Annotated in this window: 25 protein-coding genes; 16 read left to right on the top strand and 9 right to left on the bottom strand. The window is 49.6% G+C overall.

The genetic code is table 11. The features are described 5' to 3' along the window. Positions 1 to 4: 4 nt before the first annotated feature. Complete coding sequence (locus tag ACYVEA_RS09730; RefSeq protein WP_461113237.1) at positions 5 to 850, top strand: aminotransferase class IV; 846 nt, start codon at positions 5 to 7, stop codon at positions 848 to 850. On the opposite strand, the gene ACYVEA_RS09725 is transcribed toward ACYVEA_RS09730, so the two are convergent. Then, positions 815 to 1516: an ABC transporter ATP-binding protein gene (locus tag ACYVEA_RS09725; protein ID WP_461113236.1), complete on the bottom strand. Its 702-nt coding sequence runs from the start codon at positions 1514 to 1516 to the stop codon at positions 815 to 817. The genes ACYVEA_RS09730 and ACYVEA_RS09725 overlap by 36 nt on opposite strands. A gap of 286 nt (positions 1517 to 1802) precedes the next feature. Between ACYVEA_RS09725 and ACYVEA_RS09720 the strand changes: the two genes are divergently transcribed. Further along, entirely contained in the window at positions 1803 to 2501 is a 699-nt protein-coding gene (locus tag ACYVEA_RS09720) for a head GIN domain-containing protein (protein WP_461113235.1), read from the top strand. Positions 2502 to 2589: 88 nt separating this feature from the next. Continuing rightward, the gene (locus tag ACYVEA_RS09715) at positions 2590 to 3726 is read left to right on the top strand and encodes a 5-(carboxyamino)imidazole ribonucleotide synthase (RefSeq protein WP_461113234.1); all 1137 of its coding nucleotides are present in this window, start codon (positions 2590 to 2592) and stop codon (positions 3724 to 3726) included. A gap of 95 nt (positions 3727 to 3821) precedes the next feature. Here the strand turns inward: ACYVEA_RS09715 and ACYVEA_RS09710 are convergent, their stop codons facing one another. Continuing rightward, the gene (locus ACYVEA_RS09710; RefSeq protein ID WP_461113233.1) at positions 3822 to 4658 is read right to left on the bottom strand and encodes a fumarylacetoacetate hydrolase family protein; all 837 of its coding nucleotides are present in this window, start codon (positions 4656 to 4658) and stop codon (positions 3822 to 3824) included. Positions 4659 to 4778: 120 nt separating this feature from the next. On the opposite strand from ACYVEA_RS09710, the gene ACYVEA_RS09705 reads away from it, so the two are divergent. Genes ACYVEA_RS09705 through recO form a run of 5 tightly spaced genes read left to right on the top strand, consistent with a single transcriptional unit; the run spans position 4779 to position 8219 of the window. Then, a complete protein-coding gene (locus tag ACYVEA_RS09705) occupies positions 4779 to 5108 on the top strand; it encodes an ArsR/SmtB family transcription factor (protein WP_093831447.1) in 330 nt (109 codons plus the stop codon). A 57-nt stretch (positions 5109 to 5165) separates the two neighbouring features. Further along, complete coding sequence (locus ACYVEA_RS09700; RefSeq protein ID WP_461113232.1) at positions 5166 to 5996, top strand: arsenite methyltransferase; 831 nt, start codon at positions 5166 to 5168, stop codon at positions 5994 to 5996. A 2-nt stretch (positions 5997 to 5998) separates the two neighbouring features. After that, positions 5999 to 6418, top strand: a complete 420-nt coding sequence (locus ACYVEA_RS09695) for an arsenate reductase ArsC (protein ID WP_461113231.1) — start codon at positions 5999 to 6001, stop codon at positions 6416 to 6418. Next, positions 6415 to 7491, top strand: coding sequence for an ACR3 family arsenite efflux transporter (gene arsB, locus ACYVEA_RS09690; protein ID WP_461113230.1), 1077 nt, complete (start codon positions 6415 to 6417; stop codon positions 7489 to 7491). The genes ACYVEA_RS09695 and arsB overlap by 4 nt, the downstream gene beginning before the upstream one ends. A gap of 35 nt (positions 7492 to 7526) precedes the next feature. Further along, positions 7527 to 8219: a DNA repair protein RecO gene (recO, locus tag ACYVEA_RS09685; protein ID WP_461113229.1), complete on the top strand. Its 693-nt coding sequence runs from the start codon at positions 7527 to 7529 to the stop codon at positions 8217 to 8219. 65 nt (positions 8220 to 8284) lie between these two features. Here recO and lptB read toward each other — a convergent pair whose 3' ends face one another. Beyond that, positions 8285 to 9016, bottom strand: coding sequence for an LPS export ABC transporter ATP-binding protein (lptB, locus tag ACYVEA_RS09680; RefSeq protein WP_461113228.1), 732 nt, complete (start codon positions 9014 to 9016; stop codon positions 8285 to 8287). 276 nt (positions 9017 to 9292) lie between these two features. Continuing rightward, positions 9293 to 11038: a single-stranded-DNA-specific exonuclease RecJ gene (gene recJ / locus ACYVEA_RS09675; protein WP_461113227.1), complete on the bottom strand. Its 1746-nt coding sequence runs from the start codon at positions 11036 to 11038 to the stop codon at positions 9293 to 9295. A 40-nt stretch (positions 11039 to 11078) separates the two neighbouring features. Here recJ and ACYVEA_RS09670 point away from each other — a divergent pair, with 40 nt between their 5' ends. Both ACYVEA_RS09670 and guaB read left to right on the top strand, forming a co-directional pair. Next, positions 11079 to 11507 (top strand): DUF2141 domain-containing protein, encoded by a 429-nt coding sequence (locus tag ACYVEA_RS09670; RefSeq protein ID WP_461113226.1) that lies wholly within the window; start codon positions 11079 to 11081, stop codon positions 11505 to 11507. Positions 11508 to 11674: 167 nt separating this feature from the next. Then, a complete protein-coding gene (guaB, locus tag ACYVEA_RS09665; RefSeq protein ID WP_461113225.1) occupies positions 11675 to 13147 on the top strand; it encodes an IMP dehydrogenase in 1473 nt (490 codons plus the stop codon). Between the two features lie 69 nt (positions 13148 to 13216). Here the strand turns inward: guaB and ACYVEA_RS09660 are convergent, their stop codons facing one another. The 5 genes from ACYVEA_RS09660 to ACYVEA_RS09640 all read right to left on the bottom strand — a co-directional run bounded on the left by ACYVEA_RS09660 (position 13217) and on the right by ACYVEA_RS09640 (position 18860). Next, positions 13217 to 13948, bottom strand: a complete 732-nt coding sequence (locus tag ACYVEA_RS09660) for a metallophosphoesterase family protein (RefSeq protein ID WP_461113224.1) — start codon at positions 13946 to 13948, stop codon at positions 13217 to 13219. After that, positions 13945 to 14796 (bottom strand): nucleoside triphosphate pyrophosphohydrolase, encoded by an 852-nt coding sequence (gene mazG, locus ACYVEA_RS09655; RefSeq protein WP_461113223.1) that lies wholly within the window; start codon positions 14794 to 14796, stop codon positions 13945 to 13947. Before mazG ends, ACYVEA_RS09660 begins: the two co-directional genes overlap by 4 nt. 506 nt (positions 14797 to 15302) lie before the next feature. Continuing rightward, positions 15303 to 17084 (bottom strand): CocE/NonD family hydrolase, encoded by a 1782-nt coding sequence (locus tag ACYVEA_RS09650; protein WP_461113222.1) that lies wholly within the window; start codon positions 17082 to 17084, stop codon positions 15303 to 15305. Between the two features lie 25 nt (positions 17085 to 17109). Beyond that, complete coding sequence (locus ACYVEA_RS09645; protein ID WP_461113221.1) at positions 17110 to 17808, bottom strand: LytR/AlgR family response regulator transcription factor; 699 nt, start codon at positions 17806 to 17808, stop codon at positions 17110 to 17112. Next, positions 17805 to 18860 carry a sensor histidine kinase gene (locus ACYVEA_RS09640; RefSeq protein ID WP_461113220.1) on the bottom strand — a complete coding sequence of 352 codons (1056 nt, stop codon included), beginning with the start codon at positions 18858 to 18860 and terminating at the stop codon, positions 17805 to 17807. The genes ACYVEA_RS09645 and ACYVEA_RS09640 overlap by 4 nt, the downstream gene beginning before the upstream one ends. 469 nt (positions 18861 to 19329) lie before the next feature. Between ACYVEA_RS09640 and ACYVEA_RS09635 the strand changes: the two genes are divergently transcribed. The 6 genes from ACYVEA_RS09635 (at position 19330) to xrtN (ending at position 25291) form a co-directional block, all read left to right on the top strand. Beyond that, positions 19330 to 20046: a DUF1361 domain-containing protein gene (locus ACYVEA_RS09635; protein ID WP_461113219.1), complete on the top strand. Its 717-nt coding sequence runs from the start codon at positions 19330 to 19332 to the stop codon at positions 20044 to 20046. A 37-nt stretch (positions 20047 to 20083) separates the two neighbouring features. Continuing rightward, positions 20084 to 20452, top strand: coding sequence for a diacylglycerol kinase family protein (locus ACYVEA_RS09630; protein WP_461113218.1), 369 nt, complete (start codon positions 20084 to 20086; stop codon positions 20450 to 20452). A gap of 57 nt (positions 20453 to 20509) precedes the next feature. Then, positions 20510 to 21154, top strand: coding sequence for a hypothetical protein (locus ACYVEA_RS09625; RefSeq protein WP_461113217.1), 645 nt, complete (start codon positions 20510 to 20512; stop codon positions 21152 to 21154). Next, positions 21151 to 21450, top strand: coding sequence for a winged helix-turn-helix domain-containing protein (locus ACYVEA_RS09620; protein ID WP_461113216.1), 300 nt, complete (start codon positions 21151 to 21153; stop codon positions 21448 to 21450). Before ACYVEA_RS09625 ends, ACYVEA_RS09620 begins: the two co-directional genes overlap by 4 nt. A 102-nt stretch (positions 21451 to 21552) precedes the next feature. Continuing rightward, positions 21553 to 24189: an XrtN system VIT domain-containing protein gene (locus ACYVEA_RS09615; protein ID WP_461113215.1), complete on the top strand. Its 2637-nt coding sequence runs from the start codon at positions 21553 to 21555 to the stop codon at positions 24187 to 24189. Then, positions 24176 to 25291 (top strand): exosortase N, encoded by a 1116-nt coding sequence (gene xrtN / locus ACYVEA_RS09610; protein ID WP_461113214.1) that lies wholly within the window; start codon positions 24176 to 24178, stop codon positions 25289 to 25291. The genes ACYVEA_RS09615 and xrtN overlap by 14 nt, the downstream gene beginning before the upstream one ends. Positions 25292 to 25312: the final 21 nt, after the last annotated feature.

The raw sequence follows: 25312 nt of genomic DNA, 5'->3' as shown, positions 1-25312 counted from the left end.
AAGCATGTTTCTGGTTTATAATTCGGATGTACTTCCCGAGAGCGACTTTCAGCTATCGGTAAACGACCGGGCCTTTCAGTATGGCGACGGTTTATTCGAGACGATTCGGTACTCAACTGAACAAATCTGGTTCTGGTCTGACCACTTTGCCCGGCTCTCGGCTGGTATGGACGCTTTGCAGCTAACTCAACCTACCGGATTCTCCGCCGAAGCGGTTCACCAAGCCATTTTACAGGTACTTTCGGCGAACAAACTCACGGATCAACCCGCCCGAATCAAGATTCAGGTCTGGCGGCAACCGGGTGGTTTATATACGCCGTCAACAAACAAGGCTAACGTACTGATAACGGCTCGACCTGGAACCCTATTTTCGGTTAGTGAAAAAGCCAAAACGGGCATATATGATCTTTTCCGTTTGTCACCCTCTCCTATTTCGGCGTTCAAAACGCTGAACTCGCTACCCTACGTATTGGCCGGGCTGTACAAACAGCAGCATGGACTCGACGAGATAATTTTGCTCGACACATTTGGTAATCTTGCCGAATGCCTTGCGTCGAATCTGTTCTGGTGTTCGGGGAAAACACTTTATACGCCTTCGCTCGAATCGGGCTGCATTAACGGCATTATCCGACAGCAATTGGTACGATTAGCTCCAGCCGTTGGCCTTACCGTATCCGAAGGGTTATTTCCCCCTGATATTCTGACGACGGCTGATGCTATTTTCTGCGCGAACGTTATGGGAATTCAGTGGCTGCGCGGGATAAACGACCTGGATGTTAACACCAGGTCGCTCTCGTTTAGCGACACCGAAAACCTACTTAACGCCCTCTTCGCTCAATTTCAGGGCTGAAGAATCTTCCAGCCAGCCATCTTTCAGGCGGATCACCCGTGAGCCATATTCGGCGTTTACTTCGGAGTGGGTCACCTGAACAATGGTTACCCCATCTTTCTGATTCAACTCCCGAAACAGTTCCATGATATCACGGGCCTGGTCGGAGTGCAGATTGCCCGTTGGCTCATCGGCAAAAATAACGGTTGGTTCGGCCGCCAGCGCCCGGGCAATGCCTACCAGTTGTTGCTGACCACCCGATAGCTGCGCCGGGAACAGGTCTTTTTTAGCCACCATGTTGAACCGGTCGAGCAGCTCAGCTACGCGGCTTTTACGCTCCGATCCATTGAGGCCTTTGTAGAGTAGCGGTGTTTCAATGTTTTCATATACGGTTAATTCGTCAATCAAATGATATGCCTGAAATACGAAGCCAATGCGCGTCCGATGCAGTTCAGTACGTCTCTTTTCGGATAGTTTCTGAACCGGCTGATCATCAAACAGGTATTCCCCTTCGGAGGGTTCTTCGAGAAGACCCAGAATATGCAGCAAGGTAGATTTTCCCGATCCTGACGGGCCCATGATGGATACAAACTCACCCTGAGCAATGTCGAGGTTGATATTACGCAACACATAGACCCGGCCGAAGCCAGCTGGGTAGAACTTGGAAACGTTGCGGAGTTGAATCATAATTAATTACTTTTGAAAAGGTTTTAGTTCGGTAAGAAAGGTTGATTAGCTATATACGTTCCTGACATTACTCAAATTTAATATGAATTCTTTTCTGTAAAGGCTCAAGCGTCGTGCCAAAACTCTAGTTTACTGATTAATAGATTTTTACAGATACTATAACGACGATCAACGTCCGCTAGCGGACAAACTTACTTTTGAAACCGGACACCTTTTTTATGGTTTCGATGCAACGTAATACGTGTTTTTACCATCTTCTCATAAATATCTAAAACTGTCTTCAACAATGAAAGCACTTGTATTATCTGTCCTAATGCTAACCTCAGGTATTAACTCCCCCAGCGACGATTGGAAAAAAGACCGAACCGTTTCTGGCTTCACCGGATTAAGCGTTAGCAGTGGCATTGACGTCTATCTGACTCAGGGAAATTCCGAAAAATTAACCTTCGATGTGAAAGGCGTTGACGAAGATCGGGTCATATCGGAAGTAAAAAACGGAGTTTTGAAACTGTATATCGAACGAAAGGGATTGAGTGGCTGGAATCTCGGACGTAGCAACTACGTAAAAGCTTACGTGACTTTTAAGCAATTGAACAACCTTCAGGCATCGGGTGGCGCCGACGTGTTCGGACAGGGTAGCCTGTCCTTCAAAGACCTTAATCTGGAAGCATCCGGTGGCGCCGACGTGAAATTAGACCTCAAAGCCGACGATCTGAACGTATCGGCGTCGGGCGGTGCCGATGCCATTTTGCAGGGTTCAGCCCGGACACTTAACGCCAGCGGGTCGGGCGGTGCTGATCTGGACGCTCGAAAGCTGACGGTCGATGTATGCAATGCCAACTCATCGGGTGGTTCAGACGTCTACGTGAATGCAAGCAAAGAGCTGACCATGAAGGCATCGGGTGGCTCGGATATTTATTACTACGGCTCAGCCAAAGTGCTGTCCCAGAGCAAATCGGGTGGTTCAGATATTTCGCGGAAATAGCAAAGAGTAAGAAAAAGAGCCAAAGAGCGAACGAGTGAAAGCGTGATTAGGTAATTTCGCCCGCTCTTTCACTCTTTCGCTCGTTATCGTGACACCCACTATCGGTATCCTCGGCGGGGGCCAGCTTGGCCTGATGCTCCTGCAAGCCGCCATCGACTGGAACCTTCGCGTTCATATTCTTGATCCAGATGCAGAAGCGCCCTGCCGCAATCTCTGCACCAAATTCACGCAAGGCTCATTAACCGATTACGATACCGTTTATCAATTCGGACAAGCCGTTGACGTAGTAACCATTGAAATTGAGCGCGTCAATGTGGACGCGCTCGAAGCCCTCGAACGCGAAGGGAAACGGGTCTTCCCGCAACCATCCGTCATCCGTGTTATTCAGGACAAACGACTTCAGAAGCAGTTTTACCGCGACAATCATCTACCCACCGCCGATTTTATTCTGACCGAAACCCGTGCCGACGTGGCCCTGCTGGAAATTGATCAGCCTGATTTCTTCCCCGCTTTTCACAAACTTGGTCGCGATGGGTACGATGGCCGGGGTGTTCAGCGAATTGCGTCCGTTGCCGATGTCGGGAAAGCGTTCGACGCGCCGGGCGTTTTGGAAAAAGCCGTCGATTTTGATAAAGAACTAGCCGTCATCGTTGCCCGAAACGAACGGGGCGATATGCAGACTTTTCCAACGGTCGAGATGGTATTTCACCCCGAACTGAACCTGGTTGATTACCTGTTTGCCCCGGCAGAAATTTCAGATGAGATTAACCAGCAGGCGCAACATATCGCGCGACGTACTGCCGAAGCCTTCGGGATTGTCGGTTTATTAGCGGTGGAATTGTTTCTGGACAAACAAGGCAACGTATTGATTAATGAAGTTGCCCCGCGTCCGCATAACAGTGGCCATCATACCATGCGCGCCAACGTCACGTCTCAGTTTGAACAGCACTGGCGCGCCATCCTCGACTATCCGCTCGGCAATACCTCGGCTTATCAACCAGCCGCGATGATCAATCTACTTGGCGAAGACGGTCACACCGGCCCAGCCGTATACGAAGGGCTGGAAAACCTGCTGGCTATGCCCGGTGTCTTCCCTTTTTTTTATGGCAAAGCCATCACGAAACCTTTCCGCAAAATGGGCCACGTAACGATCATGGACGAATCGTTGGATTTATTGCGGGAGAAAGTTGAAGCGGTGAAAACCGGCATTCGGGTAATTTCCTAATGTAGAGACGCATATTTGCGTCTCATAACCCGGATGGTTTTGTAATGAGAACACAAATTGCTGACGCGAGTGAGACGCAAATACGCGTCTCTACATCATTCCACCACGTTCGTTAACGTACCAATTCCCTCAATGGTAATGCTGATTTCATCGCCGGAACGTAGCGTGAAATCATCGCCAGGAACGATGCCGGTACCAGTCATCAGGAAACAGCCGTTTGAGAAGGAACATTCGCGATACAGGAATTCGACGAGTTCGGTATGATGGCGCTTCATCTGGCTAATGGCAATACTATTTGTGAAAACAGCCTGCTCATTTCGGACAATTTCCAGCCGGATCTGCGTTTCGGGTGCAATCGGGCTTTCGGGTACGTACAGACATGGCCCAAGTGCTGCGGCACCATCATAAGACTTAGCTTGTGGCAAATACAACGGATTTTCGCCCTCAATACTCCGCGAACTCATGTCGTTGCCGCAGGTATAGCCGACAATTTTACCGGTTGACGTAATGAAGAGCGTCAATTCGGGTTCCGGTACGTTCCAGGTCGAGTCGGCGCGGATACGAACATTGGCACCCGGCCCCACCACACGCTCAGGTGTCGATTTAAAGAACAATTCAGGACGCTCGGCGTCGTAAACCCGGTCATAGAAATTATCACCTCCCGATTTTTTCGACTCTTCCATCCGGGCATTGCGGCTGCGCAGGTACGTAACACCCGACGCCCATACTTCCTGCCGGCCAATGGGTGCCAGCAAACCGGTTTTAGTCCAGCCCTCATACTCATCTGACGCCGTTTCTGACGCAGTGATCTGCTGTAAATCAGCGTATAAACTATCCTGATTGATCAACGTATCCCAATTATCAGATGGAACAGCGTAAAACTGATCAGCGGATTCAAGAACGATGCCGGAGCGGGTATTGTAGAGTTTCATAAATAAAGTCAGAGTACCTTTTGAAAAGAAAATTTGTATCAGATTTTACTTTATCATATTATTACGATGGATTAATAGATCAAGCTGTAAAGTAAACGTATTCAGACAGTTCATACGGAAATGGGCGTAACAAAAACCGAGATATTTACGGATCACCAGAACCGCGTGGCTGAGTTGGCCAAAGCCTTTGCGCATCCGGCGCGGGTAGCCATTTTACAACTGCTGGCTGAGCGTAAAGCCTGCGTTTGTGGCGATCTGGTTGATGAACTGCCGTTGGCACAGGCTACGGTATCGCAGCATCTGAAAGAACTCAAACGTATCGGTATCATCAAAGGTGATATTGATCCACCCCGCGTTTGCTATTGCATTAACGAACCCGTTTGGGAGGAAGCCCGCACCTTGTTTGGGAACGTATTAGACGCCTTCATCAGCAGTCCAACCTGCTGTTAACAGCATAACCTTTTTTTGGTTGAGTCAATCGCAATATTACAATAAACCAATCATACTATGAATACGGCAGAAGAACTCAAAGAAATTGTCCGCCAGAAGTACAGTGACATTGCCAAACAGGATGACAATCAGGGCGTACCAGTTGATTGTGGCTGCGGACCTACGTCCTGTTGTAATCCCGACACGTCTACAGATACGTCATACACAATTTTGATGAACGATGAATATACAACCGTCAACGGATACGCGGCCGATGCCGATCTGGGTTTAGGCTGTGGTTTACCCACGCAGTTTGCAAAAATCAAACCCGGCGACGTAGTAGTTGATTTGGGTTCTGGAGCTGGAAACGACTGTTTTGTGGCCCGCGCCGAAACCGGCGAAATGGGTCGCGTCATTGGGCTCGACATGACGCCCGCCATGATTGACCGCGCTCGTAAAAATGCTAAATCACTAGGTTACACCAACGTTGACTTTGTTTACGGTGATATTGAAGACATGCCTTTACCGAACGATCTGGCCGACGTAGTGGTGAGCAATTGCGTGATGAATCTCGTACCCGATAAACCAAAAGCCTTTGCTGAAACGTACCGAATTCTGAAACCGGGCGGGCATTTCAGCATTTCCGACATTGTATTGATGGGTGATCTTCCGGACGGGTTGCAACGTGACGCCGAACTATATGCCGGTTGTGTATCGGGGGCTATTCAGCAGGACGAATATTTACAAATCGTCGCGGATGCTGGTTTTACAAATGTTCAGATTCAAAAGAAGAAAGGGATTAATCTGCCAAACGAATTGCTCCTCAAATACCTGACATTGGATGAGTTACGGACTTACAAGCAGGGAAAGACAGGAATTTTCAGCATCACCGTTTACGCCGAAAAATAAGTATGAAACGAATCCTTGTTCTTTGTACGGGTAACTCAACCCGTAGCCAGATGGCGCATGGCTATCTCCAGAAATTTGCGGGCAACCGTGCTGAAGTACTGAGCGCCGGTGTCGAAACGCACGGCTTGAACCCCAAAGCGGTGCAGGTGATGGCTGAGGATGGTGTTGATATCAACCACCATACCTCGAACCTGGTAGACGAATACGAGCACCTTTCGTTCGATCACGTCATCACCGTATGCGATAGCGCGAGCGAGCGTTGCCCGCTCTGGATTGGTCGAACGCACCGGCTCCACCACAACTTTACCGACCCATCCAAAGCCACCGGATCACCCGAAGAAATTATGGCTTCGTACCGAGCTGTTCGGGATGAAATCAAGCAATTCAGCCAGGATTTTATCAACCAGAACGTACCGGAATGACCACAGAAACGATTTTGCCAATCCGTCGAAAAAAGCGTCTGTCGTTCCTGGATCGCTACCTAACGCTCTGGATATTTCTGGCGATGGCACTTGGTGTTAGCATCGGCTATTTCGTCCCGGAAACGGAATCGTTCATTAATCAGTTTAACTCGGGTTCTACCAACGTACCTCTGGCTATTGGACTGATTTTGATGATGTATCCACCTTTGGCGAAAGTGCGCTATGCTGAATTACCAAAGGTGTTCAGTAACACCAAAATATTGGGGTTATCGTTGGTCCAAAACTGGATCATCGGACCGTTATTGATGTTTGGATTAGCCGTCGTGTTTTTGTCCGATAAACCCGAATACATGACGGGTTTGATTCTGATTGGCATTGCCCGCTGCATCGCGATGGTTATCGTCTGGAACGATCTTGCCAACGGCGACCGGCTGTATGCGGCTGGTTTAGTGGCTTTTAATAGTATCTTCCAGGTGTTGTTCTACAGCATCTATGCCTACATTTTTATCACCGTACTCCCTCCTTTGTTTGGTTTGCGCGGATTTGTAGTCAATATTACCATTGGCGACGTAGCTCAGAGTGTATTCATCTATTTGGGTATTCCGTTTTTGGCGGGACTATTGTCGCGATTGATTTTGTCCCGGCTGTTCAGTCGACACTGGTACGAAGAGACGTTTTTGCCAGCGATCAGCCCCGCTACGTTAATCGCCCTCTTGTTTACTATCGTCGTGATGTTCAGTCTGAAAGGCAATCTGATCGTTTCCATTCCGTTCGATGTGCTACGTATCGCCCTGCCGCTCACGATCTATTTTGCTATCATGTTCTTCTCGGCATTTTACCTTTCTAAACGAGCCGGAGCCGATTATGGAAAATCTACGTCGCTCGCGTTTACGGCGGCCGGGAATAATTTTGAATTGGGGATTGCGGTTGCCATTGCCGTTTTTGGCATTAATTCGGGGGCGGCTTTTGCGGCTGTCATCGGGCCCCTTATTGAGGTTCCTGTATTGATTCTAATGGTGAATTTCGCATTGAAACAACGAAGTCGGTTTTTACCGTCAAAAGTAGTATCTTAGTAGACTACTGCTTCCGCTTCGGCGGCCCAATAAAAATGCTGCAAAAAACACAGGGGATTGCCCTCAGCTATATCCGGTACCGAGAAACATCCATTATTGCCCGTATTTATACCGAAGAGTTCGGATTGCAAAGCTATATCGTCAACAGCGTTCGCACGGCCCGCAATAAGAACAACAAAATTGCCCTGTTTCAACCGCTTACCCTGCTGGACCTGGTTGTATACAATAAGCCCGACCGCGAGCTTCACCGACTTTCGGAGATGAAGACCAGCTATCCGTTTCAGAGTTTGCCGTTTGAAGTGGCAAAATCGACCATTGCGATGTTCGTAACGGAAATGCTGAACAAAGTATTGAAAGAAGAAGCGAGCAGTCCGCCCCTTTTTAAATTCCTGATGGATTCTGTTTTGTTTTTGGAAGAAGCGAAAACAAACTACGAAAACTTCCACATTGCCTTCCTGCTCAAACTGTCGTTTTTCCTGGGTTTTGGACCGGAGTCCGCCCGCGAGTTCGAAAGTCAGCTTCGGGAGAACTCATACCCGTTTCTACCCGACAATGAAATGGAAACGGCTCTTAACGTAATGCTACGTTATCCACTCGGAACGCCGGTAAAACTTGCTCGCTCTGCCCGTAATGAACTCGTAGACGCGTTGGTAACGTATTACCACATCCACCTCGATTCACTCGGCGAAGTAAAGTCGCTGCCGGTGTTGCGGGAGGTTTTGGGATAAGGTATGCACGGGCTTCAGCCCGTGTTTATTTATGTCAAAAAACACGGGCTGAAGCCCGTGCATACCTAAATCTTCCGTTTCAACTCAAAATTCTGGCCCAGATACAGACGTCTTACCTGCTCATCGTTGGCAAGTTCTTCGGCGGAACCCTGCTTTAGGATTTTGCCCTCGAACAGCAGATACGCCCGATCAGTGATGGAGAGCGTTTCGTTCACATTGTGGTCCGTAATGAGAATGCCGATATTCTTGTGTTTTAGCTTGGCTACAATGCTTTGAATGTCTTCTACAGCAATCGGGTCAACGCCCGCGAAGGGTTCATCTAAGAGAATAAATTTGGGATCTACGGCCAGCGCGCGAGCAATTTCAGTACGTCGGCGTTCGCCACCGGACAGCACCTTGCCTTTGCTCTTCCGAACGTGCGTCAGGCTAAACTCCTCCAGCAATTCTTCTACTTTCCCTTTGCGATCCTTTTTAGGCAAATCACTCATTTCCAGCACAGCCAATACATTCTCCTCAACGGTTAGGTCCCGAAATACCGACGCTTCCTGCGCCAGATAACCCAGCCCGAGCCGCGCCCGCTTGTACATCGGCAGGTCTGTGACATCTTTGTCATCGATAAAAACTTTGCCGCTGTTAGGCTTCACTAAACCGACAGCCATGTAGAACGAGGTAGTTTTGCCCGCGCCATTTGGCCCCAGCAATCCCACAATTTCACCCGTTTCCACTTGATACGATACGTTGTTATTGACCAACCGCGAGCCGTATTTTTTAATTAGATTTTCAGTTCTAAGAATCATTCTGATACGTTATACGAGTACGGCCAGCGTTATTTTACACTAAACTGTCAACGACCGATACAAAGGTCGCAGTAATACAGCCCTTTGCCAACCATTTCTAGCTACAGTAAAGGCAAATACCCCTTTATTAACAAATATTAGGACTCGTCCGTTTGGTCATGAACACATTTGCGCGTTGAGCGTTGGTCAAAACCCGGTGCTATGCAGGACGAAAGATGATGGCTTGGAGCCAGTAAAATAGGCAGGGAGATAACAACAATATCAAGTTGCAGGGGTTTATTCGCTGAATTTTATATCCCGCAGCATGAGTTGTAATGACACGTTTCCGTTGAAGAAATTCTGTTCTACCTGATAACAAATCGAAAAGGGTTTACCCAGCCGAAGCTGATCGGCCAGGTGTGCAAACCCGAAGCCAATCGCCGTTAATGTCTGCCCCGTTCTGCTCTGGCGAACATTGACTTTCAGGTGTTTCTCCTTCATGATAATCGGCTCGCTGACCAGATAGACATCGTCGGTCATAAACGTCGGTTGCATATTATGCGGCCCAAATGGTCCCATTTGCTTCACAATCCTGACGAGTTTGTCGGTGATCTCGCTAAAGTCAAGCGGAAGATCAATGTCGACCAATGGTGTGAGGTGTTCTTCCTTGATGGTACGTGACACGACCTCCTCAAATTTCTGTCGGAAAGCGTCGATATTGTCGATTGGCATTGTCATTCCGGCGGCAAACGTGTGTCCGCCAAACTGCTCGAGCAGATCAGCGCATTCTTCAATGGCTTCGTAAACGTCGAAACCTGGCACCGACCGTGCCGACCCGGCGGCCTTGTTGTTGGATTGGGTCAGGATGATGGTTGGCCGGTGAAAATGCTCGATGCAGCGCGACGCAACAATGCCAATAACGCCCTTGTGCCACGTAGCATCGTAAAGAACCGTACTTTTGGCATGGGTCAGCGCATCGCTATCCCGAATCATAGCCAACGCCTGTTCGGTGATGCTGCTGTCAAATTCGCGTCGGCTGTTATTGTGCTTGTTAATGGCCATAGCAAACTCGTCGGCTTCTTCCTCCGATTCGGCCAGCAGCAGTTGCACGGCGGCTTTCGCATGCTGAATCCGACCAGCGGCATTAATACGTGGTCCGAGGCCAAACACTACGTTGGTAATGTCCAGTTCGCGCGAAAAACCAGCTACTTTGATCAACGCTTTCAGGCCCGTACGCGGGTTGGTATTCAGGTGTTTCAGCCCATAATAGGCCATCACCCGGTTTTCGCCCGTTAACGGCACAATGTCTGACGCGATACTCACGGCAACCAGATCGAGACTGGGATACAACAATTCCAGCTCAATGTCTTTCAGCATGCAGAATGCCTGAAGTAGTTTGAAGCCCACCCCACAGCCGCTCAATTCCTTGTACGGGTACTGACAATCGTCGCGCTTGGGATCAAGCACCGCGGCTGCGTCGGGCAGTTCGGCACCAGGGCGGTGGTGGTCACAGATGATAAAATCGACGCCCAACGCTTTTGCCTCAGCCACGCGCTCAATCGACTTGATGCCGCAGTCTAGGGCAATAATCAGCGTGAAACCATTTTCGGCCGCCCAGTGAATCCCTTGCTGCGAGATACCGTACCCCTCCTTGTAGCGGTCCGGAATATAATAATCGATGGCCGTATGGTAATTTTTTAGAAATCCATAGACCAATGCTACCGATGTGGTACCATCTACGTCGTAGTCGCCATAAATCAGAATTTTTTCCTCCCGTTCGGGGAGCATGGCCATTTGCAGGCGCATAATTGCCCGATCCATATCCTTCATGTCGAAGGGATTGTGCAAATGACTTATCTCGGGCCGGAAGAATGTCCGGGCCTCTTCGTAGGTACGAACATTACGTTGCACCAACAAAGCCGCTAAAAAAGGACTTATGTTTAGTGAGCTTGTTAGCGACGCGATAGCTACCTGCTGTTCTGCCGAATCAGGAAAGGGTTTGGTAATCCATCGTTTGGCAGGAGGTGGGGATTGGGCTATCATAATTGCAAGATAAATCCGTTTTTACAAAAACTCTCAATCTATGCTCCTTTTGCTTTCGACACTTAGCCTTTTTCTGACGGGTGATCCCTATTCTGCGTCACCACCAAAAACTAATTTAAAGGTTGATATTCATAATGTTGCACAAAAAAAAGGGGCCGTTTACGTTGCGCTATTCCGTTCCGGCAAAGATTTTCCCACGGGAAAACCAACTGAAGGAAAAAAAATAGACGCTACCCACAGCCAGCTCCAGACTACATTTTTGGTTGAACCGGGGGAATACGCCATTGCCATTTACCACGACGAAAACGGCAATGGCAAAATGGACAAAAAATTATTCGGTATTCCCAAAGAGCCCTATGGATTCAGCAATAACTTCCGCCCCAAAATGTCGGCGCCAAAATTCAGTGATTGCCAGTTCAGCGTTGATCATGACGAAAAGAAGATAAGTATTACGTTGAACGGATTCTGACTCCGCAGGCGACTGTGCAGGATTATGTGATTTAAATGATTTTTAGGATTTTATCCTTAACCAAGGGACAAGAGATCAAAATCCTGAAAATCATTTGAGTCAGGTGAATCCCAGTTCAGAAATTTTATGTAATTTTACCCGGCAAATAACAAATCTGCTATTTGCTCATGAGCTTAGATACCAGCAAGTTTCTTTACGAGGCTCTCACCTACGACGACGTACTGCTTTTGCCTTCCTATTCGGAAGTTCTCCCACGCGATACGCAAACCACTACCCAACTTACACGTACCATCCAGCTGAACATTCCGCTTATATCGGCGGCCATGGACACGGTGACCGAATCGGCACTGGCTATTGCGATGGCACAGGAGGGCGGTATCGGAATCATTCACAAAAATATGAGTGTGGAAGCCCAGGCCGATCAGGTCCGCAAGGTGAAGCGCTCAGAAAGCGGCATGATTATCGACCCCATCACGCTGCTCGAAACCGCCACACTGACTGATGCGCTCAAGATTATGCGCGAGTTCAAAATCGGTGGCATTCCCGTTGTGGATGAAGATGGCAAGCTGGTCGGAATCCTGACCAATCGTGATCTACGTTTCCAAACGGACTTATCACGGCCGGTTACCGACATCATGACCCGCGAGAAACTGATTACCGCGCGGGAAGGTCTAACACTGGAAGAGGCCGAGAGTATTCTGCAACAGTACCGCATTGAGAAGTTGCCCATCGTTAATGACGCTTATCACTTAGTTGGGCTGATTACGTATAAAGACATTCTGAAGAAGAAGAGCCATCCAAACGCCTGCAAAGACGAACTGGGCCGGTTGCGTGTCGGCGCTGCTGTCGGTGTTACACCCGACCTGACCCGGCGCATCGAGGCTCTTGTGAAAGCGGGCGTTGACGTGATCAGCGTTGATACGGCGCATGGTCACTCGAAGGGTGTTCTGGATGCCGTTCGGAACATTAAACAGCAATTCCCTAAACTTCAGGTAATTGCCGGGAACGTAGCGACAGGTGAAGGCGCCAAGGCCCTTGCCGATGCGGGAGCTGATGCCGTGAAAGTAGGCGTCGGGCCAGGAAGTATTTGCACAACCCGTATTATTGCCGGTATTGGCATGCCACAACTGACAGCCGTTTACGAATCGGCCAAAGCGCTGCTGGGTACCGGTGTCCCTGTCATTGCCGATGGGGGTATTCGTTTCTCGGGCGACATTACTAAAGCCCTGGCGGGCGGGGCCAGTACGGTCATGATTGGTTCACTGCTGGCCGGCACCGAAGAAGCTCCCGGCGAAGTGGTGCTGTATGAAGGTCGTCGGTTTAAAACCTACCGGGGCATGGGATCAGTGGAAGCGATGGAAGATGGCTCCAAGGATCGCTATTTCCAGGATGCCGAAGATGATATCAAGAAACTCGTACCCGAAGGCATTGTTGGACGCGTACCATTCAAAGGGAAAGTCGCCGAGATTGTCTATCAAATGGTTGGTGGGTTGAAAGCCGGTATGGGTTACTGCGGTGCGGCCGATATTACCGCCTTGCAGCAGGCCAAATTTGTGAAGATCACCACAGCAGGTTCGCGCGAGAGTCACCCGCACGACATTTCGATTCAGAAAGAAGCGCCAAATTATTCGGTGCGGTAGAGAAATACGTATCCAGTATAAAACAGGCCCTGATGAAGTTTCATCAGGGCCTGTTTCAGTTAAAATGATTCACAGATAATGCACCGTGCTGTTTGTACCATGCGTGGTCAGGTTGATTTCGCGAATACCAACGCAATGATTATCAACCGTGAATTCGGGTGTATCCTGCTTCATCTGGTAAAATGTTGAGGGTGTGAGCAATACCAATAGATTACTACGCTGTATAACCTTTTCGACATGGTAATGCCCACAGACAACCGTAATATGACAAGTCGACTCTTCCACCAGTTCCAGAAACTCATCGCTTTGCCGGAATGGATAATGGGAATCCATGAAGACCACATCGGCAGGAATGGGTGGATGGTGCATAACGATCAGTACGTTGGTATCACGTAGTGCCTTCATATAATCCCGGAACCAGGTCCATTGCTCATCGGAGAACTCCCCTCTGGCCGAATCCAGAAACAATACCGGGCGACCCTCCAGGGGCAATGCGTAATATAACTCGCCCTGATTCAGGTCGTGCGTTAATTTGAACACATCAGCGATGAGCGCCGAATCATCGTGATTGCCCGAAACAATGTAGTACGGCAACGGCAACTTGTCCAACTGCACTTTCACCCACTCATACACGGCCCGGTCGCCACCGGTGCTGCAAAAGTCGCCACCAAGGATCAAGCAATTCGGTTTCAGTTCGGTCAGGAACGCCAACGCATTCAGGAAGTTCTGGCGAACATCAACGCCCTGTGGCTTCTCATTTTCGGCACCGATGTGAATATCGGTTATAAACGCTATTCTCATTTCGTTTTCGCTTCGTTCCAATATACATCCATTTCGGCTAGCGTCATGTCGCTCAGAACTTTACCATTGGCGCGGGCTTGCTCTTCGATATACTGAAAGCGTTTAATAAACTTTTTATTCGTACGTTCGAGCGCCGTTTCGGGATTGATATCAATAAAGCGGGCATAATTAACAAGCGAAAAAAGCAAATCGCCAAACTCACCTTCAGCCTTATCCACATCAATCGCCCCGGCAACGCTGCCAGCCCTGTTATCAATGTTGAATTCGGCTTTAAATTCCTGCATCTCCTCCTCCACTTTCGCCCACACCTGCTCTTTCTCGTCCCAGTCGAAGCCCGCACCGCGCGCTTTCTCCTGAATCCGCATAGCCTTCACCAGCGCGGGTAAGGCCCCCGGCACTCCACCCAACACCGACTTGTTGCCTTCTTTGAGTTTTAACTGTTCCCAATTGGCTTTGACCTGCTCTTCGGTTTCCGCAACCACGTTGCCATAAATATGGGGATGGCGGCTGATCAGCTTGTCGCACACACCATTCAATACGTCGGCCATGTCGAACCGGGCAGTCGTACTGGGACCCGACGTATCATTACTGGCTTCAGACGCGATTTTAGCATAAAAAACCAGGTGTAACTGAATATCGCCCAGTTCTTTGCGGATTTCGGGAAGATTATTCTCCAGAATGGCATCGGAGAGTTCGTAGGTTTCTTCGATTGTGAGGTGACGCAGGCTTTCCATGGTTTGTTTGCGATCCCAGGGGCACTGTTCACGCAACTCGTCCATAATGGTCAGCAGTCTGTCAAAAGCCGTCAGTTGTTCCTGACGGCGGGGGGTTAATTGGTCGAACGTCATGACGTAAAGCTACGCACAAAACGCGTACCCGAAAACGTTTGAAATACCCCAATCTGGTACTATTCCCCTCAGAAAAGCTGAATTACAGCCAAAAGAGAAGCTTAACCAGCCGTTGTCCAAAGCAACTTCATAACCGGCAACTGGTCGAATACCTGTGGCTTATAGTACCGACTAATCGGCAACGGTTGGCTGGAAGCTTCAGTGCGCATGTCGGCTATGGAGATTAGTTCGCTTTAGCCACCATAAACGAGCAGTAAATCCGGATGAATGGCTCTTCATACTAACCCAACGTCTGACGACCTGCTGCGTGTCCAAACAGCCCCTTTGCTTTTGAAGAATATGAAACTCGGTACTACCCTATCGGGCGGTGTTGGCTTGTGGGTTGAAGAGGGGCCGAAAGTTATTTCACCGATCTGAAGATCATCAAACAGCCGTAAAGGTGATCTGTGGCCTTCGTTCCGGCAGTAGGTAAGTAGGTATACCAAGTTGTGAACTAGTTGTCTGGCTTAAAAACGCACAGACCCTTCCTGAACAGGGAATTGAATGAAACTATCGGTTGACCACTGAATCGTTAAAGGCACCCCGGCATCGCGGATCGTCTCTTGACTTACGTCCTTTCCGGTTCCATAATTGATCTGGGCAAAAGGATTTTTATCAATATTCAACACCACGAGCAACCGGCTACCTTTCCTTAGCTGGCGACTAACCAGCCTCGTCTTCGAAAAAGGAATCGTTTCCGTAACCCCAGGTTTTAACAAGCTTCGGTGGCTGGCATCCCTGACGTAACTGGCTCTGCCCAAAAAGTAGGACAAGGCGAAATATTCCCCCTGCGGTGTCACTTCATAAAGAACCACCCCAATGTCCATATCTTTTTTATTGATGATCGCCTTCAGTTCTCCCGAAAACATCCCGTTAATTAAAATCTCATGATCAACCGGCTCGCTGATAAAAAATAGGCCGTTGCTCCGGTTTAGTACGTTCCGGATGATCGGGTCCGGATAATAATCGTTGTTGGACGTGCTACGGTCAGCCAGGTCAACCTCCTGTTTAAGCCATCGGGGGACAGTAGGTTTTTGTCTGGCCAGCTGATAATTGTCCCCTTCTTTTTGGTCCGTCAGATACAGCTTAAAATGAGTACTGCTCATTTTCGCGATGGATGGGGCGTGTTGCCACACATTGGCGCCCATTACCTCATAGTTAATTCGATCTTTCAATAACGCCGGTTTTGGGCCACCCTTCAGTACGTAATCCAGCCAGTCGAATGTGATTTTCTTCGTATTGATCAACGCTACGGAGTCCACCGCATAACCGCGCAACGTAGACACGCCCCCCTTTTGCGCGCCAAAATGGTCATAGGGGCCAACGATCAGGTAATGTTCGGCATCGGGCTTGTATCTATAATGTTCCGTAACGTAGTGCAAGGCCGAAATCTGCCCGTCATCGTAATAGCCCGTAATGCTCAGCACCGGAATCGTGATTTTCGCAAAGTCATTCCCGTAAGGCACCATGCTTTGCCAGTAGGCATCGTAGTCGGGATGCTTTAGCCATTTCTGCAACCACGGATTGGGCGTCCCATCGATGCTGTCGATCCGGTTATACGCGACCCCCGTTTCATACCAACGGTTGCGCATCCGTCGCCACCGTTGATTGTCATTATTCACCTCGTTATCAACGTACTTATTATTGGTCACGTAAAACGCCCACTGATAATTGGCGTTCAGGAAAACATTATTTTCCATCGGTAACCCCTGCCCCGGAATGGCCGCTACGTAAGGCACGATAGTTTTCAGCGCCGGATGCAGGTACTTCGTTGCTGCCCATTGCGCGAAACCGGAATAGCTCCCTCCATACATACCCACCTTCCCATTGCTCCAGGGCTGCTGAACGATCCAGTCGATCACCGAATTTACATCCCTGGCTTCATGCTCATAGGGGACTATTGGATCAGGGCTTAGGCGTTTGCCCCTCGTGTCGGCAACTACCCCTATATACCCTCTTGCGGCTGCGTATTTTGCTTCTGCCAGACTCCGCTCCGTATTGGAATAAATAAAATAGAGTAACGCCGTGGGTTGAGGAGTTGTAAGGCCCCGTTTACGAACGACCACAGCTGATAGTGTTGCGCCATCTTTCGTTTTGATCAGCACGCTATCTTCAATGATAAACTGGCGTTCATCTTCGGCAAGCCTGAGCCTATCGGCCGTGGTTTTAGGTACCCCTGTAACTTGCTGTGCGGGGCATATGGTGGCCCAAAAAAGGCATAGCAATCCCAGCATGAATTTTTCCATCATGTCATTTTTAAGTTTACGAATTGATTTAGATTTTCCCTGTCTTTTTTAGTCGAACCGATTGCCGTTGCGACACCTTCAGGGTTTGCCCTGAGTTGAGCGTAATCGTCAGGCGGCCATGCTCGGTCGTGTTGATTGTTTGAATAAAATTCCGGTTAACCACCTGCGCCCTATTGATGCGGATGAACACTACGTCGTCCAGTGTTTTTACCAGTTGGTTCAACGAGCGCTTCAGCCAGGCATTTTTCCCCTCATAATATAGCCGGGCGTAGTTATCCATTGATTCGATCAGATACACAGTTTCCCAACGGATGAAATGGTATTGATCCCGGTCTTTCACAAAAATTTGCCTGCTTTGGGTAGCCAGAGCGGCTTTTTCATTCAGCTTGGCAACGGCCTGTGCAAACCGTTCGGCTCTGATGGGTTTCAGCAGGTAATCCAGCGCACTCACCTCAAACGCTTTTACGGCATACTGGTCAAAGGCTGTCGTGAAAATGACTTCCGGTACGTCCTCCAGACTCTGCAACAAATCAAATCCACTACGTTCCGGCATTTGGATATCTAAAAACAGCAGGTCGGGGTGAATAGCCTCAATAAGTTGTTGCGCTTCATCGGCGTTTTTTGCCTCGCCAACAAACTCCAGTTCGGGAAAACCGGCGATCAACCGCTTGAGCTCCACGCGGGCATAACGCTCATCATCAATGATCAGCACACGTATCTTTTTCATGCGATCGGGATACGTAGTGTGGCAGAAACAATTCCTTCCGGCTCATTTGTTACGTTCAAACTGGCTTTATCGGTAAATGTCAGTTGCAATCGTTCGGCTAGATTGGCCAGTCCTAAACCGCTCACCGGTATACACGCATCGAGACGACCGGGATTTTGAATCCTAATCTGGATAAATTCATCTTGCCTGGAAATCTGGATGTAGACCAATCCACCGGCCTTCGTCGTAGCTATTCCGTGCTTAAGTGCGTTCTCTACCAACGTTTGAATCGACAGGCGCAGGATACGTACCGATGCCAGCGTATCGTCCATGTCAATCTGATACGTTAATCGTTCTTCAAAGCGAAGTTTTTCCAGTTCCAGATAATCCCTGACCAGCCCAACCTCCTCTTCAACCGAAACAAGTACGTCATCCCCCGTATACAGCCCGGTTCGTAATAGATCTGATAACAGATCAATAGCCCGCCTGGCCAAATCCGGCTCTTCGACTACCAGCGCTTTGATCGTATTCAGGGAGTTGAACAGCAAATGCGGGTTAAGCTGGGCTGAAAGGTTACTCAAACGGGCATCCCTGGTCATGATTTCCAGCCGGGCATTCTCTCGTGTTGACTTGACCTCCCGTTGTGCATAATGGTACAAATGATAGGCGAGCAACCATATCGACATCAACCGAATTCCGGCCATAAACAGCGTTACGCCATTAAGCTGAATAAACGGATAAACAGTTAGGTGAGAACCAGTGTCAAACCATACCCGGAACAAAAGGATTTTAGCCGCCGTCACTACCAGATAGATTAGTCCCAGCACAAAAGCGGCCGGAATAATGCGTTTCAGCAATGGGTTGATTTCCAGATCTGTCCAATGATGACGCCGGGCAAAATTCCGGTACAGGTGCGTAATCAGGCAATAAACAGCGACATCTGTCACAAATTGAAGGATGCCTACTGCCACATTGAACCGCCCACCCGTAATTCCGGTGTACCCCCAATAAAGGGCGGCCAGTGACCAACCGGCCAACTGACATTTCCAGTAAAGGGACAATCGATTCTTCAAGGGCGTTTCGGCGTATAGTTTTTAGTGCTTTCGCTCAGAGCCGTGCCACGGTTCCTGATACGGCTTGGTGAACCGTGGCACGGCTCTGAGCGAAAGCACTACGTTTTACCAAAGCAACACAATCTGTACCCAACGATAAAATAAAGTACAGGAACGTAGCTTTTTGGGGGATGAACGTCAGACATGGGTAACCCTGCTACGTTGCTATTATCTAAAAATAGCGTGCCTATCCAGACTCGACTAGTGCTCTACCAAGGTAAACTTATAAGGCTTGCTCTACAACTTAAGGCTGTGTATCACCAGATGACGTAAAGTCGTAGAAGCTGTTTAAACTTTGTTATTGCTTTCCAATGCGGTTTAATTGAAAAGCTTAAGCACTCTTCGCCATTCCCTTAAAAATATTTTTGTCCCTTTGCTTGACTGGTAGTCTTTTCATTTACTTACTTTGCAACACAAAGTACTTTTATAGATGAGCCAAGCGCTTCCCTCCTATCACTCACGCTTACCAATAACCCACAATAGCCAGTCTGGCAAAGGGCTGCGTGCGTTGACGTTACTAACATTAACCGGCTTAACCTTAGTAACAGCCCGAGGCTTACTTACGGGCAACTGGTGGTTTTTCATCACGCTGAACTGGAATCTGGCGCTGGCCTGGTTTCCGCTGGGCGTTGTGCTGGTTCTGCATGATCTACGCACCAGCACCGCCGAACGACCGGCTTTTGGCAGCAAGTGGCTACTAGTGAGCGCTTTGCTTGTCTGGTTGGCGTTTTTGCCCAACGCGCCTTATATCATTACAGATTTGTATCACATCAAAAATATCGAGCCGTCATTACTTTGGTTCGATACCATGGCGATATTCCTGTATGCGCTAACGGGCTTACTGACTGGTCTATATTCTGCCTTGATTGCCCACCGAATGCTACGTCCGCTGGTTGGGGACTGGCGAACCTGGGTATTGATGCTGAGTAGCCAGATTTTATCGGGCTTTGGTATTTATCTGGGCCGGGTCGGGCGGTGGAACAGCTGGGACGTACTGACTAATCCCTCATCGCTGACATTGGCGGTGGCCCGTGCCTACCAGGATCACTTAAGTGTGAAACTTACGCTGGCTTACGGTTTCGTGCTGGTCGTTATGTACGTCGCGTTTTACTGGTACGTTGAGCACGAAAGTGAGACAAGCCGTTAACGTATCAACATACGCCTATTCACACTATGTTTGCCGAATGATTGACTTCCGTAAAGTCCTGCGTAGTTTTCGTTTTGCCGGTCAGGGCATTATTGACTTATTTCGCTACGAGAACAATGCTAAAGTACATCTATTATTAGCCATTCTTGTGATTGCCGCTGGCGTTTATCTGGAGTTAAGCCGTACGGAATGGGCCATTATTCTAACGCAGATCGGACTGGTTTGGGCCGCCGAGGCCTTCAATACAGCCATTGAAAAATTATGTGATTTTGTGTCGCCCGGTCTGCATCCACAAATCAAAGCGATCAAAGACATATCGTCTGGTGCGGTGCTCATTCTGGCCATCACCGCTGTTGTTATCGGCCTGATTATCCTTGGTGGCCACTTGCTGGCACTAGCTCAATAAATTTCGTATGAACACCTATTCACCCGTTCACTTATTCACCCTTTTGCTCTTTGACCTATGCACGAATCGCGCGAACACCTGCAAACGCTGACGGAAATCCGCAGCCTGATGGAACGCTCCTCCAAATTTCTGTCGCTAAGCGGCTTATCGGGTGTCTCGGCGGGTATAATTGCTCTGGCAGGAGCCGTCAGTGTGTATATGCGGACGCAAATAGGCCTATTTACGCCAATTCGTGACTACCAACTGGCACCCAGAGATGCACATCATCAGGATGTCAGGGAGTTTTTGGTGAAAGTAGCCGTTACGGTTTTAGTACTGGCCCTGCTATCTGGCATGTATTTCACCGTTCGCAGAGCCCGACGACATGGGCAAACTGTCTGGAACAAGTCGTCGCAGCGTTTGCTGTGGGCGTTGCTCGTCCCCTTGGCAACGGGTGGTGTATTTTGCCTCGCCTTATTGCATTATAACCTGATCTGGCTGGCGTTTCCGGCAACGCTTATTTTTTATGGACTGTCGCTACTCAACGGCAGTAAATACACCCTTCGTGATGTCGAATCATTAGCTTACTGCGAAATTGGGCTAGGGTTGATATCCTTATTCTGGCCGGGCTACAACCTGCTTACCTGGGGTCTCGGGTTCGGCGTCCTGCACATCGTCTATGGATTGGCGATGTATTTCAAATATGAACGTACTACCGAATGAAGAACGACCTGCTCGCTCAGTTCAACAAAGCCTTTGAAAGCAAAGCGCGGCTAAGCATCATGTCGGTCCTGATGGTCAATGAGTTCATGAGTTTCAACGCCCTAAAAGAACTACTCGGCCTGACCGATGGCAACCTCGCTACGCACCTGCGGGCGCTGGAAGAGTCGGGCTACGTTGCCGTACAAAAACAGTTCGTTGGCCGAAAGCCCAATACCACCTATTCGGCAACCACGGCTGGGCAGCAAGCCTTTACGGACCACCTGAACGCGCTGGAGGCTTTTATCAAGAATTTATAGCACAGCCGCAAGGCCATATGATCGTATTGATTGCCCAGTGATGGACAGCTCATTACACATATTTTTCAGTTTATTTTTACTTTGTAAAACAAAGTACTTTTCATGAAAACAGACATCCAGGAATCCCACCTCCGGCCCGAAGCTGATGTGCCCATTGGTCAACCCAGCGAAATCGGGAATGCACTACCACCCTCTCCCCGCTCGCGCTTGCTGGTGCCGTTTCGTGATTCAATTTTCGGTATTGGCCTATTGCTGCTACTGGTATCAGTCAGCGTATTTTTTCTGTATGATATGCTAAGCGATCCACGCCAGAAAGTCGAAAACAACGCTATTCTGATAATGCTCCATTACGCCATTGCGCTGACATTTTCGCTGATTTTATGGACGAATGGGTTTCTGAAAAATCAGGAAATCAGAGATGGCAGCGGTCGACCAACCCGGTGGCTGGGATTGCTGATCTGGCTCATCAGCGCCTATGCCCTAAACCGCGAAATGGCCGTCTTTCAGCAATCCACCGAATGGCTCTGCTGGGCGCTGGTGATCGTTGGTGCAGCGATGGTACTGTATGCCTGGAAAGATGGACTGTCGATACGTGTCCAGCAACTACTGTATGCCGTGTTGACCTTCGGATGGTGGCTGTTTGCCTATATGGCTCTGTATATCGTTGGTCTATACCCGGTTAGCTTTCCCCTCATAATCGGGTTAGGATTATCAGCCCATACGTTTGTGCCCCTGGCCTTTGCTATTTCGTTAGGGAAGGTACTCTGGCAGGATTCGCGTCAGGAAGAACACCTGAGGCTCGGCGTTTATGCTGGATTGATGATACCGATCCTGGCTGTTGGCATCTTTTTGTCGGGCTGGATTAGTGACGTAACCCGCATCGAACAAACCCGACAGGAAGCTACCCTTCGCAAAACCAGTGATCTGCCCGACTGGGTGCTCATTGCGCAGCAACTCAAACCCGGCTGGATCACTAATCGGTTATTGTTGAGCAATCGTGTATACGATCTGGGGCGGTTTCTGGGAAGCATAGATTGGGGCCTGGGCGGTTTAACGGCGCTGGACGATGTTCGGCAACATGATCCTTTGGTTGTCATTGCGTCAAACTTACTTCCGGCTGATGTTTTGCCCGATGCGGACCAACTTTCGCTCATAAAGACGGTTCTGGCCAAACGACACGGCACCGAAGAAAAATTCTGGACCGGCCGCCATCTGACCATCGAGGACGTAGTGTCGCAGGTACGTATCTGGCCACAATTTCGGCTGAGTTACACCGAACAAACTATTCGGATTCGCAATCAGGCACGTGGACGTACTGAAGAAGCGTTACTGACCTTCCATTTGCCAGCGGGATCGGTCGTATCATCCATGTCGTTGTGGGTAAATGGCAAAGAAGAACCCGCCCGACTGACAACCGTTGCCAAAGCGGATACGGCCTATCGAACCGTTGTGGGCGTTGAATCGCGTGCTGTTGCCCGCGACCCGTCGGTAGTGTTCTGGCAGGAAGGAAATCGCGTAACGGTACGTGTGTTTCCCTGCCAGGCAGGCGCAGACCGGCGGGTGAAAGTTGGTATTACGTCGCCGTTGCGGCTCGAAAATAGTACGTTAGTCTATCAGAATCCAACTCTGGAGGGACCTAACAGTAGTTCAGCAGATGAGCTGATTTCAATTGACTTCACCTCGACACCAACCGCTTTAGAAACACCCTGGTTACTCGAGAAATCGACCGGCAACACCATCACGCACCGCGGCCATTATGACCCCAACTGGACGCTGCGATTCGATGCCCCTCTCCTATCAGCCGAGCCGTTTGTACTCGATGGACGATCGTATCAACTGGACCCTTATCAACCAACGCTTGAGCCGTTCATCCCATCTAATGTATTTTTGGACGTAAATGCTGAGTGGAGCCGATTTGAATTTGAAATGGCGGTGGAAGCGGCCAAACAGCGTCAACTTCCCGCCTGGGTCTTTGCCGATGGATTGCAACGAATCAATACCCAGAATCTCGACGCGCTCTACGACCAGTTGACCCGCCAGTCGTTCAGTCTGTTTCCGGTTTACCGAATTGCCAATCCGGCAACGGCGTTATTGATCACAAAAGGATCGCCTTCGTCGCCAATTCTGTCGGATTTGAAAGGCAGCCAGTTCGCCGAATCGTTCGACCGCCTGAGCGAGCAGACAGTACCCATCCGTACGTTTTGCCTAAGCCGTGAGTTGTCACCTTACCTTAAAACGCTGGCCGAACTGCGCGTTTTGACCGTAGCAAACGGAACGTCCGACGATTTGACCAGGCTTCTGACAATCACCCGGCAATTCCCGAAACAACCGGATACGGAAGACCGTATTGTTCTGGCGGATGCGCAGGTCGCTATCCGCGAACGTCAGGCCCAGGATATAAAAGCGTCCGTTGCGCCGGATCATCTGGCCCGGTTGTTCACCTACAATCACCTGTTGCAGCAAATAGGACGTCATTATTTTAGTCCGAACTACCAGACCGACGCCCTGATTCAGGAAGCCCGGCAAGCACACGTCGTATCCCCCCTGTCGAGTTTGGTGGTGCTCGAAACCGTAGCAGATTATGATCGATTCGGTATCAAAAAAGACACGTCGGGCCTCGGCAATGCGACACTGAAAGAAGAGGGTGCCGTGCCGGAACCGCACGAATGGGCGTTGCTGGTCATGGTTGTGGGATTAATTAGCTGGCTATACTGGAGAAAGCGCTATGCCTTCAATTGACCTGACGACACTCCTTTCGTTCGCCTTGCTGGTTTTCGCCTGGTGGCCAGGGAGCACCGGGCGAAACCGCTGGACTGGCCGACTGCTGGCGTTGGTATTGTTATCGCCGGGGCTGCGTTACTTTTCGGCTTTGTTCACGTTCCCAATCCGGCTGCAGTTAAGCACCTGGGCTGCCAGTCTGCTACGTGTCCTGGGCATGAACGTGCAGGCCGGAGGCAATAGCCTTATCAATTATAGCCCAGCAACTGGCCCTATCGAAATGTCGGTTGACCCAGCCTGCATGGGTCTGCAAATGACTGGCATATCGCTTCTGGTGGGCTTATTTATACTAATCTGGCACGAACGGGAGACGAAGAAGCGAGTACCCTTTGGCTGGGTTTGTGCCTTTGGGATAAGCCTTTTCGGCCTGACGATTATCTGTAATTTGTTCCGGATTGTGCTTCTGGTTGCCTTTGGCGCCATGCCCGATACATGGGCGCATGAAGGCATCGGGTTAGGCTGCGTTGCGGCATACGGCTGGCTCCCCACCTGGGGCCTGGTCAGGCTGCTGGTTCAGCGGACAGGGCGTGACGACGTAGTGGTTGAAAAATCGGGTGCTACGTTGACATCAATGGGTTGGGGTGTTGGCTTGCTGGCCGTTGGCCTGAGTATTATGGCTTTTGCGACACACCCCAACAAACCCAAGAATAATCTTTGCAATTCGGCGCAGATGGCGGCTTCGGGTTGGCAGAAATACGGAGCAGACTGTCAATGCAAAACCCTCTCGAATGGATTCGTGCAACTGGCCAAGCCGGGCGTCCTGATCTACCTCAAACCGCAACCCGACTGGTTCAGCGCCGACCACAGCCCAACGGCCTGCTGGCGCGGCAGTGGCTACGAGCTTCGGCGCGTTCATGAAACGATGCTGGACGGTCACCCGGCCTACGTTGGCGAATTACGAAAGAAGAACAAGGTGTTATTCACTGCCTGGTGGTTCAGCAACGGGAACATCAACACGACCAGCCAGATAACGATGCGCTGGCAAATGCTACGTAGTGAGCTTGCCTTCGTGCTGGTGAACGTAACGCTGGATAAGGAGCAAACCGCTTTATTTTCAAAATAATGATCTCATTCGATCGCAAGA

It is taken from the genome of Spirosoma jeollabukense (assembly GCF_054777855.1).
Note: the sequence above shows the minus strand (reverse complement) of the source record. Positions and strands in the feature narration are given on the sequence as shown.